Origin of the sequence: Verrucosispora sp. NA02020, from assembly GCF_013364215.1 — a bacterium.
GTDB lineage: Bacteria > Actinomycetota > Actinomycetes > Mycobacteriales > Micromonosporaceae > Micromonospora.
This window is the reverse complement of record NZ_CP054923.1, coordinates 6,403,165-6,420,802: the sequence shown is the minus strand read 5'-3', so window position 1 is coordinate 6,420,802 and position 17,638 is coordinate 6,403,165. Positions and strand designations below refer to the sequence as shown.

The following is a 17,638-nucleotide window of genomic DNA, read 5'->3' as shown; positions in this document are numbered from 1 at the left end:
TACGGCCCGGCGGCCTTCCCATAGTCTGGCCGCTTGTGACACCAGACGAGTACGTCGAGGCGGTGCTGGAGCTCGTCGACCGGATACCGCCGGGCCGGGTGATGTCGTACGGCGGGGTGGCCGACGCGCTCGCCGAGCGCTCCGGACGGGCGTCCGCCCGACTCATCGGATCGATCATGGCGCGGCACGGTGGGGCCGTCGGCTGGCACCGCGTGGTCAACGCCACCGGCACGATGCCACCACGCCTCGCCGCCGAGGCGCGGGCGCGGTGGCTCAGCGAGGGTACGCCGCTGCGCGCGGGCCGGGTCGACATGCGGGCGGCGCAGTGGCAGCCCGGAGAGGGGATGTGACCCGCGCCATAACGTGAGTAACATTCGGCGCCATGAACGCGTCGCCGGGTGGAGCAGGGGCGGCCGGGTTGCCGCGCAAGGTGCACGCCGGGTACGCGCTCGGTTCGCTGGCCACGGGAGCCTTCGGCACCGTGCCGGGGCTGCTGCTGTTGCCGTACCTGACCGACACGCTCGGGGTGGCCGCCGGAGTGGCGGCCCTGCTGGTGCTCTTGCCGAAGGCGTGGGACGTGCTGGTCAACCCGGTCGCCGGGCGGATCTCCGACCGGACCCGGTCGAGGTGGGGTGCCCGCCGGCCGTACCTGCTCGTCGGTGGGTTGGCGTTGGCCGTGCTGTTCGGGTCGATCTTCGCCGCGCCGTTCGGCGCCGGACCGGCCGCCGGGGCGTACGTGGCGATCGCCTTCCTGGCGACGGCCACCGCGTTCGCCTTCTTCCAGGTGCCGTACGTGGCGATGCCGGCCGAGCTGACCGACGACTACGCCGAACGTACCCGGATGATGACCTGGCGGATCGCGGTGTTGGCGCTGGCCATCCTGGTCGCCGGTGCGGTGGCCCCGCTGGTCCGCGACGCCGCCGGCGGTGGCGTGCCGGGGCACCGCTGGATGGGCGTCTTCGTGGCCGCCCTGATCGCGGTCGGTGCCGTCGGCGCGTTCCTCGGCACCCGGTCGGCCCCGCAGGGCTCGGTCGGGGAGAGCGAGCCGAGCCTGCGTGCCCAGCTCACCGTCGCCGGTCGGAACCGGCCGTTCCGGGCGCTGCTGCTCTGCTTCGTGGTCCAGTCCGCCGGGGTGGCCACGATCCTCGCCGGGGTGCAGTACTTCGCCGACCAGATCCTGCGCGACCCGACGACCGGTCCGACCCTGCTGTTCCTCTGCTTCGTCGGACCGGCGCTGGTGGTGATGCCGCTGTGGTCGCGGGTGGGTGCCCGGCTGGGCAAACTGGCCGCCCTGGTGGCCGCGTCGCTGATCCTCTCCGCCGGTGGGCTGGCCCTGGTCGCCGCGCCGGTGCTGCCCGCCGTCGTGGTCTATCTGCTGGTGGCGGCGCTGGGCGTCGGGTACGCCGGTCAGCAGGTGTTCGCGCTGGCCATGCTCCCGGACTGCATCGCGTACGACACGGCGCGCACCGGCCGGCGGCAGGCGGGCGTCTTCACCGGCCTCTGGACGGCCGGCGAGACCTTCGGCCTGGCCCTCGGTCCGGGCGTCTTCGGTCTGGTGCTCGCGCTCACCGGCTACGTCTCCTCCACCACCGGCACCGCCGCGGTCCAGTCGGACACCGCCCGCCTGGGCGTCCTGCTCGGCTTCACCCTCCTCCCGGCCCTGCTGATCGGCCTGGCCACCCTCCTGCTCCGCCCCTACGACCTGACCCCCACCCTCCTGGCCACCCTCACCCCCCACGCCTCCCCCCTCCCCGACGCTCCCGACGCCCCCCGTGTCTCCGGCGTCGATCATGGAGTTGTCGCCGGGACGAATGCTGTTGAAAGCCACGGAAAGGGCACCACTACTCCATGATCGACGAGAGCGGGTCGGCACTGCCGGCACACGGCGTACCGGCGGAACAGGTGTTGGCGGAGGTCCGCAGGCTGCGGGAGGCCGACCGGCCGACGCACGGCGGGCGACTGTTCGCGTACGTGTACGACGCGGCGGTCGCCGGGCTGGACGAGTTGGCGGCGGCGGCGTACGCCGAGAGCGCACACGTCAACGGGCTCGACCCGACCGCCTTCCCCTCGCTGCTGACGATGGAGAACGCGCTGGTCGGCGCGGCGGCGCGGGTCCTCGGCGGCGGGCCCGGCACGAGCGCGCCGGAGGTGGTCGGCAGTGTCACCAGTGGCGGCACCGAGTCGCTGATCCTGGCCGTCAAGGCGGCCCGCGACGCCCGGCCCGAGATCACCGCACCCCGGATCGTGGTGCCGGCCAGTGCCCACGCCGCGTTCGCCAAGGCCGCCCACTACCTGCGGGTGGCGCTCGACACGGTGCCGGTCGACCCCGACACGCTCCGCCCCTCGGTCGCCGACGTGGCCGCCGCGATCACGCAGGAGACCGTGCTGGTGGTCTGCTCCGCCCCCTCGTACGCGCACGGCGTGGTGGACCCGGTGGCAGAGATCGCCGAGACGGCCGCCGCCGCCGGGGTGCGCTGCCACGTGGACGCCTGCTTCGGCGGCTGGACCCTGCCCTACCTGCGTCGCCTCGGCGCCGACCTGCCCGCGTTCGACTTCGCCGTCACCGGGGTCACCTCGATCTCGGTGGACCTGCACAAGTACGCCTACGCGCCGAAGGGCGTCTCGGTGCTGCTGCACCGTGATGCCGGGCTGCGCGCACCGCAGTACTTCGCGTACGCCGACTGGCCCGGGTACACGATGGTCAACCCGGTGATCTCCTCCACCCGGTCCGGTGGTCCGATCGCCGCCGCGTACGCCACCCTTCGCCATCTCGGCGACGACGGTTACCTGGAGCTGGCCCGCCGGACCCGGGAGGCGGTACGGGTACTGGCCGACGCGGTGCGCGGCGTCGACGGGCTGCGGCTGGTCGCCGAGCCCGAGTCGACCGTGGTCTGCTTCACCGCCACCGAGTCCGGCCCCGACCTGTTCGTCCTGGTCGACGAGTTGGCCGCGCGGGGTTGGCACACCCAGCCCCAGCTCGCGTACGCCGGTATGCCGTGCAGCGTGCACCTGACGGTGACCGCGGCGGTCGCGCCGACGGCGGCGGAGTTCGGCGCCGACCTGGCCGAGGCGGTCGCGGCGGCCGAGGCGGCCGGCCCGGTCGCGTTGCCGCCGGACCTGCTCGCGTTGGCCGGGGCGCTCACCCCGGAGGCGCTCACCGCCGACCTGGTCGCCGGGCTGGCCGCCGGACTGGGCCTCGGTGGTGGCGGTGGACTGCCGGACCGGATGGCACCGGTGAACACTCTCCTGGACGCCGCCCCACCCGCGCTGCGGGAGCGCCTCCTGGTGGAGTTCGTGAGTCTGCTGCAACGCCCGTCGTTCTGAGCGCTTTCTTGTTAGGAGGGGGCCCTTCATATACACGAGGCGTTAGCAGGGGACCCCTCCTTACCGAGCGGCCCGGCCGGGCCGGACGGGCGCTGTGGTTGACTGTCGGGGACGGGAAGGGGACGGTCGTGCAGCTACCGGCGGTGCTCGGCGAGCCGATCCGGTTCGTGCTCAACTGGGGCCGGCGGTATTCGCTCTGGGTCTTCAACTTCGGGCTGGCCTGCTGCGCCATCGAGTTCATCGCGACCAGCATGTCCCGGCACGACTTCATGCGGCTCGGCGTGATCCCGTTCGCGCACGGCCCCCGCCAGGCCGACCTGATGGTGGTCTCCGGCACGGTCACCGACAAGATGGCCCCGGCGATCAAGCGGCTCTACGACCAGATGCCCGAGCCCAAGTACGTCATCTCGTTCGGCGCCTGCTCCAACTGCGGCGGCCCGTACTGGGACTCGTACTCGGTGACCAAGGGTGTCGACCAGCTCATCCCGGTCGACGTCTACGTGCCGGGCTGCCCGCCCCGGCCCGAGGCGCTGCTGCACGGCATCCTCCGCCTCCAGGAGAAGATCGCCGCCGAGCAGTCCGGCATCGGCGGCGTACCCCGCCCCGACCCGCTCGCCTCACCGGCCGACGCACCGTCCGCCGACGGCGCCCCACCGGCCGACGCGCGGCCCGCCGACGGCGCCCCACCGGCTGTGCCACCCCGCGACGCGGCCTCCCTCACCGCCCCGCCGGTACGCCCTCCGACCTCCTGAAACTCGCGGCGACGCCCGATCCGGGGCCAGCGGGGCACCCCGCTCGGCGCGGTAGCCGCCACGGTGGCGGCCGGGCGCTAGCGTGCGGTCATGACCGACTTCGCGGAGCCGCGCTCCGCCTTCATCGTCAAGGTGCTGACCGAGGAGTTCGGCACCCTGATGGCGCTCGACCCGGCCGCCTTCCGGCGCAAGTTCCGCAAGATGGCCGCGTCGCCGTTCGCGTTCTACCGGGGCAGTGCCAGCGTCTTCTATGCCGACCAGCGTGGCGACTTCGCCGACGAGCGGTTCCTCGACGAGCAGACCAGCCGGGTGTGGATCCACGGCGACCTGCACGCGGAGAACTTCGGCACCTACATGAACGGCTCCGGCCAACTCGTCTTCAACGTCAACGACTTCGACGAGGCGTACGTCGGGCCGTTCACCTGGGACCTGCGGCGCTTCGTCGCCAGCGTGGCCCTGATCGGCTACACCAAGGCGCTCTCCGACCGGGTGATCAGCGACCTGGTGACGGCGTTCGCCGAGCACTACCTGACCGAGCTGCGGGCCATCGCCGCCGGCGGTGACGACGCGATCGGTTCCATCACGCTGGACAACGCCGACGGCGTCCTGCGCCGGGTGCTCCAGCAGGCCCGCCTCAACACCCGGGTCGACCTGCTGCGCGAGCAGACCACCGTGGACCAGTACGAGCGGCGGTTCTCGCTGCGCGACGGCGTGTACGAGGTGGACGACGACGTCCGGGCGCGGGTCTGCGCCGCCTTCCAGGACTACCTGGACACGCTGCCCGCCAGCACCCAGACCCGGCCGGTGGCGGCGCAGATCAAGGACGTGGTGCTGCGCAAGGGGGTGGGGATCGGCTCGGCCGGGCTGCCGTCGTACAACCTGCTGCTGGAGGGGCACACCCAGGCGCTGGAGAACGACGTCCTGATCTACATGAAGCAGGCCCAGGTCCCGGCGGTCGCCCGCTACGTCGACGACGAGCGTGTCCGTGGCTACTTCCGCCACCAGGGCCACCGGACGGCCGAGTCGCAGCGCGCCCTCCAGGCGCACGCCGACCCGTGGGTCGGCTTCACCGAGCTGGACGGGGTGGGTCAACTCGTCGCCGAGGTCTCCCCGTACGCCGCCGACCTCGACTGGGCGGACGTCAACGAGCCCGAAGAACTGGCCGGGGTGCTGGCCGACCTCGGTCGGGCGGTCGCCCGGATGCACTCGGTCGCCGACGACGAGTCCAGCCACGACCTGGTCGACTATTCGACCGAGGAGGCGATCGTCGCGGCCGTCGACGCGGACCCCGCCGGCTTCGTCGCGCACCTGGTCGACTTCGCCCACGCGTACGGTGTGCGGGCCCGGCAGGACCATCAGCTCTTCGTGGACCTGTTCCGCAACGGTGAACTGCCGGGCGTGTAGCAGCTCCGGGAGGCCGGTCAGGCGCCGAAGTCGATGACGACCTTGATGTCCTGAGGGCCGGGGGAGTAGGCCGAGGCGTACTCCGACAGCGGCACCCGGCGGGTGATCAGCGCGCCGAGCCAGTCCCGGTCGGCGCGGGCCAACGCCTCGGCGGCGGCTTCCCAGTGCCGCCGGTTGGCGTTCACCGACCCGAAGACGACGTTGTTCTCCAGCACCAGGGTGCGGTTGAGCGCACCGGCGTCGAAGTCGATGATCCGGCCGCCGCTGGAGACCCCGGCCAGGCAGACGATCCCGGTCGGTGCGACCTTGCACATGGCCTCCAGGACGACCACCGGTGCGCCGGTGCACTCGACGATCACGTCCGGCTCGAAGTCGAGTTCCTCGACCGGCCCGGAGTGGTACGTGGCCCCGAGTGCACCGGCCAGCGCCGGTTTGGGTCCGTCGCTGGCCAGGTCGAGCACGTGCACCGACAACCCCCGCTGGCTGGCCAGCAGGGCGGCCAGCAGGCCGATCGGCCCGGCACCGGTGATCAGGGCGGTACGCGGCTGCCACTCCGCCCGCCGCCCGATCCGGTCGATGTGGTCCCACGCCTTGACCACCACGCTCGTCGGTTCGAGCAGGACGCCCACCTCGCCCAGCTCCGGGTCGAGGCCGACGGCGAACCGGGGTTGCAGCCGCCACCGCTCGCGGGCGAACCCCGGCAGTCCCTTGATGCCGTGTTCGGTGAACAGGCCGTTGCGGCACATGTCCCACTCGTCCACCGCGCAGTTCGGGCAGGGCAGCGGGTCCGGGTGCCGGACGATCCCGGCGACCAGGTCACCGGTCTGCAGCGTGCCGGTCGGATCCTCCAGCACCCGGCCCAGCGACTCGTGTCCGAGCACCAGCCGGTCGGCGCCGGGCGGCGCCTCGCCGTACTGCCCGTCGATGATCTCGATGTCGGTGCCGCAGACTCCCACCGCGACGGCCTCGACCAGGATCGCGCCCTCCTCGGTGGCGGGTTCCGGGTAGTCGTCGAGCAGTCGCAGCGAGCCGGGTACTCCCGGGGTCACGGTCACAGCGCGCACCGGCCCATCCTGTCGGGCGCCGACGGGCCGCCGCCGGCAAAGCCGGGATCTCCACCCGGCCGCGCACCACCGGCCGGGCCGTGGGCCGGGTCACCGACCGCAGGACCCGGCTCGCAGCCGGGCACGGGCGGCCGGACACGCCCTAGGATCAGCGGCATGACACCGGAAGAGGTCGGCCGGCGGCTCGTCACGCTGCTCGCCCCCGTCGAGGCCACCGCGACGCTCTCCGGGGGTCAGGCGCACTCCCGGGCCACCGTCGACGTACCCCCGCAGCAGTGGCGGGCGGCGTTGCTCGCGGTGCGGGACGACCCGGAGCTGGCCTGCGACTACTTCGACTGGCTCTCCGCGGTCGACGAGCTGGCCGACGGGTTCGACGTGGTGGCTCACCTCTGGTCCACCACGCACCGGCACGGGGTGCTGCTGCGGACCCGGGTGTCCCGGGCCACGCCCACGGTCGACTCGGTGGTGTCGGTCTACCCGGGTGCCGCCTGGCACGAGCGGGAGACCCACGAGATGTTCGGCATCGACTTCGCCGGGCACGCCGATCTGCGACCGTTGCTGCTGCCGCCGGAGTTCGAGGGCCATCCGCTGCGCAAGGAGTTCGTGCTCGCCTCCCGGGTCGCGAAGCCCTGGCCGGGGGCGAAGGAACCGGGCGAGTCCGAAGCCGGTGGCGGGCGGCGGCCGATCCGCCCGCCGGGCGTACCCGCACCCGGGGAGTGGGGCGTGGTGCCGACCCCGGCCGGGGCCGGTGGTGTCGGGGAGGGCCCCCGCGGCGGTACCCCGGCGCGGCCCGCTCGGGAGCGTCCGGCCCGACCGGCACCGGGTACGCGCCCACCGCGTACCCCCAGGGCCGCCGCCCCCGAGGCGGACCCGACGGAATCCGGACCCGCCCCCGCCGCGGACCCGGCGAAGTCCGGCCCTGCGGCGGATCCGGCGGAGCCCGGAGCCGGCGAGGAGGGTACGCCCTGATGCCGCTCTGGCTGGAACTGGTGATCCGCATCGGTGGGGTGGTGGCCGCCTTCCTCGTCCTGCCGCTGCTGGTGGGTCAGGCCGAGCACAAGGTGATGGCGCACATGCAGGGTCGGCTCGGCCCGATGTACGCGGGCGCGTTCCACGGTTGGGCGCAGCTCGTCGCCGACGGGGTGAAGTTCGTGCAGAAGGAGGACGTCACCCCCCGCGCGGCGGACCGGCCGGTGTTCCGGCTGGCCCCGGCGGTGGCCCTGGTGCCGTACCTGCTCGCCCTGCTGGTGATCCCGCTCGGCCCGAACGACCTCGTCGGTCAGCCGCTCGACGTGGGTCTGTTCTTCGTGCTGGCGGTGGTCGGCGTGGGGGTGCTGGCCGTGCTGATGTCGGCCTGGGCCTCGGCCAACAAGTTCAGCCTGCTCGGTGGGCTGCGGGGTGCCGCTCAACTGCTCGGCTACGAGCTGCCGCTGGTGCTGGCCGCCGCGTCGGTGGCGATGGCCGCCGGCACGTTGAGTCTCTCCGGCATCGTCGAGGCGTGGCAGCCGTGGTGGCTGATCTGGCAGGCCCCGGCGATGGTGGTGTTCTTCGTGGCGGGTCTGGCCGAGATCCGCCGGCCGCCGTTCGACATGCCGGTGGCCGACTCCGAGCTGGTGTTCGGGTACATGACCGAGTACACCGGACTGCGGTTCGCGTTCCTGCTGCTGGCCGAGTACGTCGGGATCGTGGTGATCGCCGCCCTGACCACCGTGCTGTTCCTCGGCGGATGGCAGGGGCCGTTCGCGGACGACCAGCTCGGTTGGCTCTGGACCCTGCTCAAGGTGGCCGCCGTCAGCTTCGTGATCATCTGGCTGCGGGTCTCCTACCCCCGGTTGCGGGAGGACCAGTTGCAGCGGCTCTGCTGGCTGGTGCTGGTGCCGACCGCGCTGGCCCAGCTCGTGCTGACCGCCGCCGTCCGGGTGGCCCTGTAAGGAGGGGACCCCTACTACCGTCTCCGGTATAGCAGGGGTCCCCTCCTAACACCTCTCACCGCCGCCGCACGGTCGCCGCCCGGCGGCGAGCCGCCGCCGCACGGCGGGCGGTCAGCGCAGGGGAGTGTGCGCGGGGTCGACCCGCTCGGCGGGCGGCGGGGGTGGCGGGGGAGTGCCGTCGCCGAACGGGCGACCGCCCAGCGCCTCCCGGTCGTGCGGGGTGAGCCAGTTCGACAGGTCGGGGCCGAGCGGCACCACCCCGGTCGGGTTGATGTCCCGGTGCACCTCGTAGTAGTGCCGCTTGATGTGGTCGAAGTCGATCGTGTCGCCGAAGCCGGGCGTGGTGAACAGGTCCCGCGCGTACGCCCACAGCACCGGCATCTCGCTCAGCTTCTGCCGGTTGCACTTGAAGTGCCCGTGGTACACCGGGTCGAAGCGGACCAGCGTGGTGAACAGCCGTACGTCGGCCTCGGTGATGGTGTCGCCGACCAGGTACCGCTGCCCGGCCAGGCGCTCGCTGAGCCAGTCGATCCGGTCGAACAACCGGTGGTACGCCTTCTCGTAGCCCTCCTGGCTGCCGGCGAAGCCACAGCGGTACACGCCGTTGTTGACGTCGCTGAAGACCAGCGCGTTGACCTCGTCGATCTCGTCGCGCAGGTGCTCGGGGTAGAGCTGCGGCGCGCCCTGGCGGTGGTGTGCGGTCCACTCGGTGGAGAGGTCCAGGCTCATCCGGCTGTAGTCGTTGGTCACCACCTGCCCGGTGGCCACGTCGACCATGGCCGGCACGGTGATGCCGCGCGGGTAGTCCGGGTAGCGGGCGAAGTACGCCTGCTGGAGCCGCTCGATGCCGAGCACCGGGTCACGCCCGTCCGGGTCGAGGTCGAAGGTCCAGCTCCGGGCGTCGTGGGTGGGCCCGGCGACGGCCATCGAGATGGCGTCCTCCAGCCCCAACAGCCGCCGGACGATGATCAGCCGGTTTGCCCAGGGGCAGGCCCGACTCACCGCCAACCGGTACCGACCCGCCTCGACCGGGTAGCCGTCCCGGCCGTCGACCGTGATCCGGGTGGTGATGTAGTTCTGGTCCCGGTTGAACTCGCCCTGCTCGACGTACTTCCCGCCGCTGTTCGTACCGCCCGCGCCCATGCCGCCCCCAAGGTGTCGCCACGTCGTCCTGCATCCCATCATGGCCGATCATGCGCGGGCCGGCGCGGGGAGCCGCCGGACGCCACGGTCGGGCCGTCGGTGGCGATCCTTCGGGTGGTGGTCGCGCGGGCCGTGGCCACAGGGCAGGATGTTGCGCATGAGCGAGCGAAGCGAGTCGGCCGGCGTACCCGGCAGCGGCCTGGTGAAGGGGCTGGCGGTCACGCTCAAGACGATGACGAAGCGCTCCACCACCCAGCAGTACCCGGACGTCGCGCCCGACCTGCCGCCCCGCTCGCGCGGGGTGATCGCGCTGATGGAGGAGAACTGCACGGTCTGCATGCTCTGCGCCCGCGAGTGTCCGGACTGGTGCATCTACATCGACTCGCACAAGGAGGAGGTGGCGGTGCCCGGCGCGGCCCGGCCCCGCCAGCGCAACGTCCTCGACCGGTTCGACATCGACTTCTCGCTCTGCATGTACTGCGGCATCTGCATCGAGGTCTGCCCCTTCGACGCGCTCCACTGGTCGCCGGAGTTCGAGTACTCCGAGTACGACATCAAGGACCTGCTGCACGACAAGGAGCACCTGGGCGAGTGGGTGGCGACCGTGCCGCCGCCGCCCGCGCACGACCCGCAGGGTGAGCCGGCCAAGGAGGAGACCGCCGCCGCGCGCAAGGCCGCGGTTCCCGCCGCGTCCGCCGCCCGGCCGACCGCCCCGGCGGTACGCCCCGAGCGCCGCCCCGCCGCCCGCCCACCCGCCGCCGAGCCCGGCGCCGCAGGTGCGGGTACGCCCGAGACCGATGCCGGGGAAGGCACTCCCGCGTGACCGGCGTGGACGCCCTGCTGCTCGCCCTCGGTGCGGTGGCGGTCGGGTCGGGGGTGCTGGTGGTGGCGACCAGCCATCTGGTCCGGGCCGGGCTCTATCTGGTGGTCTGCCTCGGCGCGCTGGCCGGGATGTACCTGGTGCTCTCCGCCGAGATGGTGGCCTGGGTGCAGGTGCTGATCTACGTCGGCGCGGTGGTGGTGCTGCTGCTGTTCGCGGTGATGCTGACCCGGGCACCGATCGGCGCCTCGGACGACCTGGACCGGCCCGGCTGGCCGGCCGCGCTGATCGGCGGTGGCGTCGGGCTCGGGCTGTCGGCCCTGCTCGTCGACGCGTACCGCTGGACCGCCGTGGAACTGCCCGGGCCGGGCAACGCCGAGCGCATCGGTGAGCAGGTCTTCGGAAGCTGGGTGCTGCCGTTCGAGGTGCTCTCCGTACTGCTGCTCTCGGCGTTGGTCGGTGCGATCGTGCTGTCCCGGCCGGACATCGGTCGGGCACCGCGTGACAGGGAATCGGCGTCCGGGGGCGGCGTGTCGGAGGGGCGGTCGCGGTGAGACCGGTCATCCCGTACGTCACCGCCGCCCTGCTGTTCGGCCTCGGCGTCTACGGCGTCCTGCGGCGGCGTAACGCGGTGCTGGTGCTGATGGCCGTGGAGCTGATGCTCAACGCGGTGAACCTGATCCTGGTCACCGCCGACACCACGGCCAAGGCGCTGCTGCCGCACGGCGGGCAGGTCTTCGCCCTCTTCGTGATCGTGCTGGCCGCCGCCGAGATCGGGGTGGGGCTGGCGATCGTGCTCCAGCTCTATCGGATGCGGGCCAGCGTGGCGGTGGACGAGATCCCGCTGGCCGAGCGCCCGGCCGACGAGCCGACGCCGGTCGTCGCCGGTCCGGCCGGTGACGTGGTCGCGGAGGGGGAGCGGTGAGCACCACGACGTTGCTGGGTGTGCTGCTGCCGGTGGTCCCGCTGGTCGCCGGCCTGACCGGCCTGCTGCTGCCGCCCTCGCCGCGCGGCTCCGCCCTCGGTGCCGATCCGGCCCGCCGGACCGCCGTCGCCCTCGGCGTGACCGGTGCGGCCGGTGCTCTCGCGTTGGCGGTCGCCCTGCTGGTCACGCTGGACGGCCCGGTGGAGGCGTCGACCACCTGGATCGACTTCGGCGGTCTCGCCGTCACCCTCGGGGTACGCCTCGACGGGGCCGCCGCGCTGGTCGCCGTCGCGGTCACCGCCGTCGCCCTGGCCGTGCAGGTCTACTCGACCGGTTACCTGAGCGGTGGCCCGCGCGAGGACGGGGACGTCGACCATCGCTACCCGCCGTACGCGGCCCAGATCAGCCTCTTCACCGCCGCGATGCTGCTGGTGGTGGTCTCCGGGGACCTGATCCTGCTGCTGGTCGGCTGGGAGGTGATGGGTCTCTGCTCGTACCTGCTCATCGCCCACGACCGGCGGCTGCCGGAGGCCCCGGCCGCCGCGATGAAGGCGTTCCTGGTGACCCGGGTCGGCGACGTCGGCTTCCTGCTCGGCATCGCGCTGCTCGGCGTCTCGGCGGGCAGCTTCCGGATCCACGACGTGCTCGCCCACTCCCACAGCACCACCACGCTCACCGCCGCCTGTCTGCTGCTGCTCGCCGGGGTGGCCGGCAAGAGCGCCCAGTTCCCGCTGCACACCTGGCTGCCCGACGCGATGGCCGGCCCGACCCCGATCTCCGCGTTGATCCACGCCGCGACCATGGTCGCCGCCGGTGTGTACGCGGTCACCCGGCTGTGGCCGCTGTTCGAGGCGACGCCGGTCGCGCTGGCCGTGCTCGGCGTGATGGCGTCGGTGACGCTGCTGCTCGGTGCGCTGGCCGCCACCGCACAGGACGACATCAAGCGGGTGCTGGCCTGGTCCACGGTCTCCCAGCTCGGCTACATGACCGGTGCTCTGGCCGTCGGCTCGCCGCCCGCCGCCCTGTTCCACCTGCTCACCCACGCCGCGTTCAAGGCGCTGCTCTTCCTCGCCGCCGGTGCGGTGATCCACAGCGTCGGCACCGCGCTGATGTCCCGGATGGGCGGGCTGCGGCACACCATGCCGGTCACCTTCTGGTGCATGCTGATCGGGCTGGGCGCGCTGGCCGGCGTACCGCCGCTCTCCGGGTTCTGGAGCAAGGAGGGCGTGCTGGCCGCTGCCGCCGACGCCGTGCTCGGTGGTGGCCCGGCCCCGAGCTGGGTGGGATGGCTGGTGCTGGTCTCCGGGCTGGTCGGGGTGGCGATCACCGCCTGGTACGCCACCCGACTGCTGCTGCGGGCCTTCTTCGGCACGCTGCGCACCCCGCAGCTCCCGCCGCACGATCCGCCCGCCGCCCTGCGCTGGCCGTTGCTGCTGCTCGCGGTGCCGGCGGCCCTGCTCGGCCTGGCCGGCTTCTCGCCCTGGTTCACCGACCGGTTGCTCTCCGGCGCTCCCGGCGGGCTGGGCGTGCCGGAGCTGGTGCACATCGGGCCGCTGATGCTGCTGCCGTTGGCGCTGCTGCTGGTCGGGGTGGCCCTGGCCTGGCGGCGTGATCCGGCGGTCGACCCGGCCACCACGCTGGGTCCGCTGCGGCCGGTCCTCGCCCGCGCGTTCCGGCTCGACGACGTCCAGGACGCCCTGGTGGTACGCCCGACGACCGCGTTGGGTCGGCTGGCCCGTACCGCCGACGAGCGGGTGGTGGACGGCGCGGTCACCGGCACCGGGCGGGCGGCCAGCGCGCTCGGCGGCGGGCTGGGCACCCTGCACCGGGCGGCACTGCCCCGGGCGGTCGTCGCGGTGCTCGCCGGTGCGCTGCTGCTCGGCCTGGCCGCCGTCCTGATCGGAGGAGCGGCATGACGTCCGGGGAAGTCCTGCTGGTGGCGGTGCTCGCGCTGCCGGCCCTCGGTGCCCTGGCGGTGGCGGCCACGCCGCACGACCGGGGCGCGCGGGTGCTGGGCACCGTCGTCGCCGCGCTGACCCTGGTCGCGGCCGTCGCGCTGCTCGCCGCCCGGGACGCCGGCTGGTCGGCGTACCTGCCGGACGGCACCGCCGGGGCGGTGCTGCCCTGGCACACCGTCGACCTGTCCTGGGTACCCGGCCTGGACCTGCGCTTCCACCTCGGGGTGGACGGCATCTCCTGGCCGCTGGTGGTGCTCACCGCCCTGCTCACGCTGCTCTGCTGCGGCTACAGCCTCTGGCGGGTGCCGACCGGCGGCAGCGGTAAGGCGCTGGTGGCGCTGCTGCTGGTGGTCGAGGTCGGCATCCTCGGCACCTTCCTCGCCCTCGACCTGGTGCTGTTCTTCCTCTTCTTCGAGGTGGTCCTGCTGCCGATGTACGCGATCATCGTCGGCTGGGGCGGCGACAGCGCCGACCTGGCGGCGGTCGACGCGCGGCGACGGGCGGCCCGGAAGTTCGCCCTCTACACGCTCTTCGGCTCGGTGCTGCTGCTGGTCGGCGTGTACGTCGTGGTGGCCGCCGCCGGGACCGCCGACATCGTGGCGCTGACCGGCGGCACGGGCCTGTCCAGGACCACCCAGCTCACCGCGTTCACCCTGTTCGCGGTCGCCTTCGCGGTGAAGAGCCCGCTCTGGCCGCTGCACTCCTGGCTGCCCGACGCGCACACCCAGGCCCCGACGGTCGGCAGTGTGCTGCTCGCCGGTGTGCTGCTCAAGATGGGCACGTACGGCCTGATCCGGGTCGCCGTCGGAGTGGCCCCGGAGGGGGCCCGCTGGGCGGCACCGGTGCTCGGCGTGCTCGCCGTGGCCGCCATCCTGGTCGGCTCGCTGGTCTGCCTGGCGCAGACCGAGCTGAAACGGCTGATCGCCTACTCCAGCGTGGGGCACATGGGTTTCGTGCTGCTCGGGATCGCCACGCTCACCGCCACCGGCATCCAGGCGGCGCTGATCGGCAACGTGGCGCACGGCATCATCACCGGCCTGCTCTTCTTCCTGGCCGGCGCGATCAAGGACCGTACGCACACCGGCGCGTTGAGCGAACTGTCCGGGCTGCGGGAGACCGCACCCCGGCTCTCCGGGCTGCTCGCCTTCGCGGCGGTCGCCTCGCTCGGGCTGCCCAGTCTGGCCGGCTTCTGGGGCGAGGCGTTCGCCGTGGTCGCCGCGATCCAGGTGGGCGGCGCACTCTGGACCACACTGGCGGTGCTGGCGGCGCTGGGCGGGGCGTTGACGGCGGCGTACCTGCTGCGGCTGTTGCGCCGGGTCACCCACGGCCGACCGACACCGACGGTGAGCGGCCTCGGCCCGGGGATCGCGGGGGCCGAGCTGGCCGCCTGGGTGCCGCTGGTGCTGCTGACCCTCGCCGTCGGGCTGGCCCCGACCCTGGTGCTGGGCGTCGCCGAGGCACCGGTGGCTGCCCTCGTAGGAGTGCTGCCATGAGCGAGCGTGAGCGAGCGAATCTTCGGTACAGCGCGGTGGTGCCTCGTGGCGGCACGCAGCGGAGCGGAGTGCCGGCATGAGCGAGCGTCAGCGAGTGAATCGTCAACGCGGCGCGGTGGTGCCTCATGGCGGCACGCAGCGGAGCGGAGTGCCGGCATGAGCGAGCGTCAGCGAGTGAATCGTCAACGCGGCGCGGTGGTGCCTCGTGGCGGCACGCAGCGGAGCGGAGTGCCGGCATGAGCGAAGTGCAGAGTGTGGACCACGTCGCGTTGCTGCCGGCGTACCTGGCCGCCGGGACGGCCGTCCTGGTGCTCCTGGTGGACCTGCTGCTGGCCCGTCCGGCGGCGACGGTGGCCTCGGCGGTCACCGGTGCGGTCGCCACCGCCGTGGGGGCGGCGGCGGTCGGCACCCTCCCGGACCGGCGGACGTTCTGCGTCGGCCCCGACTGCTCGTACGTCTTCGGCGGCCGGGCCGCTCTGGTCGCGGCGCTGGTGGCGCTGCTGATGGTCGGGGTGCTGGCGCTGTCCGGGCCGTTGCTGCGCGACGGGCGTACCCCGGTGGGGGAGTACTGCTTCCTGCTCGCCTGCTCGATGACCGGTGGCGTGGTGCTCGGCGTGGCCGGTGACCTGATCACCCTGATCGTGGCGGTGGAGGTGCTCACGCTGCCGCTGTACGTGCTGGTCGGGCTCCGCCGGGGCAGTCTGGCCAGCGCCGAGGCGGCGGTGACCTTCTTCGTGGTGAGCGTGGTGGCCACCACGCTGACGCTGCTGGGTGCCGCGCTGCTCTACGCGGTCACCGGCGCGCTGCACCTGGAACGGCTGGGCGGGCTTCTCGCCGACGGGGCACTACTCGACCTGCCGTTGACCACGGTGGCGGTGACGCTCGTGGTGGCGGGACTGGCGTTCAAGGTGGCGGCGGTGCCGTTCCACGTCTGGGCGCCGGCCACCTACGACGGCGCACCGCTGCCGGTGGCCGCGTACCTGTCGACGGCCTCGAAGCTCGGTGGGGTGGTGGCCCTGCTCGCCGTGGTGCAGCACGCGTTGCCGGCCGAGGTGACCGGTCCGGTGCTGGCCACGGTCGCCGTGCTGACCATGACCGTGGGCAACCTGGTGGCGCTGCGTCAGCGGCGTACGGTGCGACTGCTGGCCTGGTCCTCGGTGGCGCAGGCCGGGTACATCCTCGCTCCGCTCGGCGCGCTGGCCCTGGCCGATCCCGACGCGCGCACCGGTGCGTACGCGGCCGCCCTGGCGTACGCCGTCTTCTTCGTGCTGTTGGAACTGGCCGCCTTCGCCGGGGTGGTGGCACTGCGCCCGGCCGGTGCGGACGGCGGCACCCTGGACGACCTGCGGGGTGCGGCCCGCCGGCACCCGTGGATCGGTGGCGGCCTGGCGTTCGCGCTGGTCGGGCTGGCGGGCCTGCCGCCGGCGCTGGCCGGGCTGTTCGCCAAGGTGACGGTGGTCCGCTCGCTGCTCGGCGGCGAGGCGAACTGGCTCGCCCTGGTGGTAGCGGTGAACGCGGTCATCGGCCTGGCCTACTACCTGCGCGTCGCGGCGTTGCTCTACGGGCCGCCGGGGGAGACCGCCGCGCCCGCCGTGCGACCGGGACGCGCGGTGATCGCCGCGCTGGCGGTGGCGACGATCCTCGCCGTGGTGGTCGGGTTCGCACCGCAGGTCGTGCTGGATCTCGCCGGAGGCTGAACGCGACCGCACTCCTGGTCATGACTGCCGTTCAGGTAACTCTCAGTCATGAAGCGGATGGTTTACGGGTACCGGGTTGTTGTACCGGTCAGCGGATCCCGTCATCCGTGCACCGAAGGAGTGATCGTGCACCACAACCGTCTGAAGACCGCCGCGCTGCTCGGCCTGCTCACCTCGTTGATCCTGGCGGTGGGCTACTGGTTCGGCGGCAGTGGCGGACTGGTCGTCGCCGTCCTCGTCTCGCTGGCGATGAACGGTTTCACCTACTTCTACTCGGACAAGCTGGCGTTGCGCTCGATGCGGGCGCAGCCGGTCACCGAGGCGCAGTTCCCGGAGCTGTACCACATGGTGCGGGAACTGGCCGCCGAGGCGCGGCAACCCATGCCCCGTCTCTACGTGAGCCCGACCGCCCAGCCCAACGCGTTCGCCACCGGGCGTAACCCGCAGAACGCGGCGGTCTGCGTGACGCAGGGGATCGTGGAGATCCTCGACTACCGCGAGCTGCGGGGCGTGATCGGCCACGAACTGTCCCACGTCTACAACCGGGACATCCTCATCTCCGGCGTGGCGGCCGGTCTGGCCGGCATCATCACCATGCTGGCGAACCTCGCTCTGTTCATCCCGCTCGGCGGCAACAGTGACGAGGACGGCCCGAACCCGGTCGTACTGCTGCTCACCGTCATCCTGGGCCCGCTCGCCGCGACCGTTATCCAGCTCGCGATCAGCCGCAACCGGGAGTTCCAGGCGGACGCCTCCGGCGCCGAGCTGACCCGTGACCCGCTGGCCCTGGCCAGCGCGCTGCGGAAGATCCACATGGGGACCCAGCGTCGACCGCTGCCGGCCGAGGGCCAGCTCACCAGCACCGCCCACCTGATGATCGACAACCCGTTCAAGGGCGGCGGCATCTCCGCCCTGTTCGCCACGCACCCCCGGATGGAGGAGCGCGTGGCTCGGCTGGAGCAGATGGCCGCCCAGGTCGGCCCGGTCCGCTACCAGCGCTGACGCACCACCCAACCCCTTCGCCGCCCGCGCCGGAGCATCCGGCGCGGGCGGCGCGTCGGTGCGGCCTGTGAGCGCGATAACCATGTTGCGCGGCACCACCCGGGCGTTAGGGTCTAAACGAATCT

At 72.9% G+C, this 17,638-nt stretch carries 16 protein-coding genes; 14 read left to right on the top strand and 2 right to left on the bottom strand.

Annotated elements, in window-relative coordinates; translation table 11 throughout:
- The first annotated feature begins 35 nt into the window (after positions 1-35).
- The 5 genes from HUT12_RS28675 to HUT12_RS28655 all read left to right on the top strand — a co-directional run bounded on the left by HUT12_RS28675 (position 36) and on the right by HUT12_RS28655 (position 5,480).
- Entirely contained in the window at positions 36-350 is a 315-nt protein-coding gene (locus tag HUT12_RS28675; protein WP_176095259.1) for an MGMT family protein, read from the top strand.
- 32 nt (positions 351-382) lie between these two features.
- Positions 383-1,852, top strand: a complete 1,470-nt coding sequence (locus HUT12_RS28670) for an MFS transporter (protein WP_176095258.1) — start codon at positions 383-385, stop codon at positions 1,850-1,852.
- Entirely contained in the window at positions 1,849-3,324 is a 1,476-nt protein-coding gene (locus HUT12_RS28665) for an aminotransferase class V-fold PLP-dependent enzyme (RefSeq protein WP_176095257.1), read from the top strand. Before HUT12_RS28670 ends, HUT12_RS28665 begins: the two co-directional genes overlap by 4 nt.
- 128 nt (positions 3,325-3,452) lie before the next feature.
- Positions 3,453-4,076, top strand: coding sequence for an NADH-quinone oxidoreductase subunit B (nuoB, locus tag HUT12_RS28660; RefSeq protein ID WP_176095256.1), 624 nt, complete (start codon positions 3,453-3,455; stop codon positions 4,074-4,076).
- 90 nt (positions 4,077-4,166) lie between these two features.
- The gene (locus tag HUT12_RS28655; RefSeq protein ID WP_131054100.1) at positions 4,167-5,480 is read left to right on the top strand and encodes a DUF2252 domain-containing protein; all 1,314 of its coding nucleotides are present in this window, start codon (positions 4,167-4,169) and stop codon (positions 5,478-5,480) included.
- Positions 5,481-5,497: 17 nt separating this feature from the next.
- Here the strand turns inward: HUT12_RS28655 and HUT12_RS28650 are convergent, their stop codons facing one another.
- Positions 5,498-6,544, bottom strand: coding sequence for a glucose 1-dehydrogenase (locus HUT12_RS28650; RefSeq protein WP_131054099.1), 1,047 nt, complete (start codon positions 6,542-6,544; stop codon positions 5,498-5,500).
- 156 nt (positions 6,545-6,700) lie between these two features.
- Between HUT12_RS28650 and HUT12_RS28645 the strand changes: the two genes are divergently transcribed.
- Both HUT12_RS28645 and HUT12_RS28640 read left to right on the top strand, forming a co-directional pair.
- Positions 6,701-7,513 carry an NADH-quinone oxidoreductase subunit C gene (locus tag HUT12_RS28645; protein WP_176095255.1) on the top strand — a complete coding sequence of 271 codons (813 nt, stop codon included), beginning with the start codon at positions 6,701-6,703 and terminating at the stop codon, positions 7,511-7,513.
- Complete coding sequence (locus tag HUT12_RS28640) at positions 7,513-8,475, top strand: complex I subunit 1 family protein (protein WP_131057418.1); 963 nt, start codon at positions 7,513-7,515, stop codon at positions 8,473-8,475. Before HUT12_RS28645 ends, HUT12_RS28640 begins: the two co-directional genes overlap by 1 nt.
- A 111-nt stretch (positions 8,476-8,586) precedes the next feature.
- Here HUT12_RS28640 and HUT12_RS28635 read toward each other — a convergent pair whose 3' ends face one another.
- Positions 8,587-9,618, bottom strand: coding sequence for a glutathione S-transferase family protein (locus tag HUT12_RS28635; protein WP_176095254.1), 1,032 nt, complete (start codon positions 9,616-9,618; stop codon positions 8,587-8,589).
- 148 nt (positions 9,619-9,766) lie between these two features.
- Here HUT12_RS28635 and HUT12_RS28630 point away from each other — a divergent pair, with 148 nt between their 5' ends.
- From HUT12_RS28630 to htpX, 7 genes are all read left to right on the top strand, one after another.
- On the top strand, positions 9,767-10,441 hold the full coding sequence (locus tag HUT12_RS28630; RefSeq protein ID WP_176095253.1) for an NADH-quinone oxidoreductase subunit I: 675 nt from the start codon (positions 9,767-9,769) through the stop codon (positions 10,439-10,441).
- The gene (locus HUT12_RS28625) at positions 10,438-10,992 is read left to right on the top strand and encodes an NADH-quinone oxidoreductase subunit J (protein ID WP_176095252.1); all 555 of its coding nucleotides are present in this window, start codon (positions 10,438-10,440) and stop codon (positions 10,990-10,992) included. Before HUT12_RS28630 ends, HUT12_RS28625 begins: the two co-directional genes overlap by 4 nt.
- Positions 10,989-11,363: an NADH-quinone oxidoreductase subunit NuoK gene (gene nuoK, locus HUT12_RS28620; protein ID WP_131057507.1), complete on the top strand. Its 375-nt coding sequence runs from the start codon at positions 10,989-10,991 to the stop codon at positions 11,361-11,363. The genes HUT12_RS28625 and nuoK overlap by 4 nt, the downstream gene beginning before the upstream one ends.
- Positions 11,360-13,279, top strand: coding sequence for an NADH-quinone oxidoreductase subunit L (locus HUT12_RS28615; protein WP_176095251.1), 1,920 nt, complete (start codon positions 11,360-11,362; stop codon positions 13,277-13,279). The genes nuoK and HUT12_RS28615 overlap by 4 nt, the downstream gene beginning before the upstream one ends.
- The gene (locus tag HUT12_RS28610; protein WP_176095250.1) at positions 13,276-14,814 is read left to right on the top strand and encodes a NuoM family protein; all 1,539 of its coding nucleotides are present in this window, start codon (positions 13,276-13,278) and stop codon (positions 14,812-14,814) included. The genes HUT12_RS28615 and HUT12_RS28610 overlap by 4 nt, the downstream gene beginning before the upstream one ends.
- A 236-nt stretch (positions 14,815-15,050) precedes the next feature.
- Positions 15,051-16,511 (top strand): NADH-quinone oxidoreductase subunit N, encoded by a 1,461-nt coding sequence (locus HUT12_RS28605; protein WP_131052790.1) that lies wholly within the window; start codon positions 15,051-15,053, stop codon positions 16,509-16,511.
- 126 nt (positions 16,512-16,637) lie between these two features.
- Positions 16,638-17,513 (top strand): zinc metalloprotease HtpX, encoded by an 876-nt coding sequence (gene htpX / locus HUT12_RS28600; protein WP_176095249.1) that lies wholly within the window; start codon positions 16,638-16,640, stop codon positions 17,511-17,513.
- The last annotated feature ends 125 nt before the right edge of the window (positions 17,514-17,638 follow it).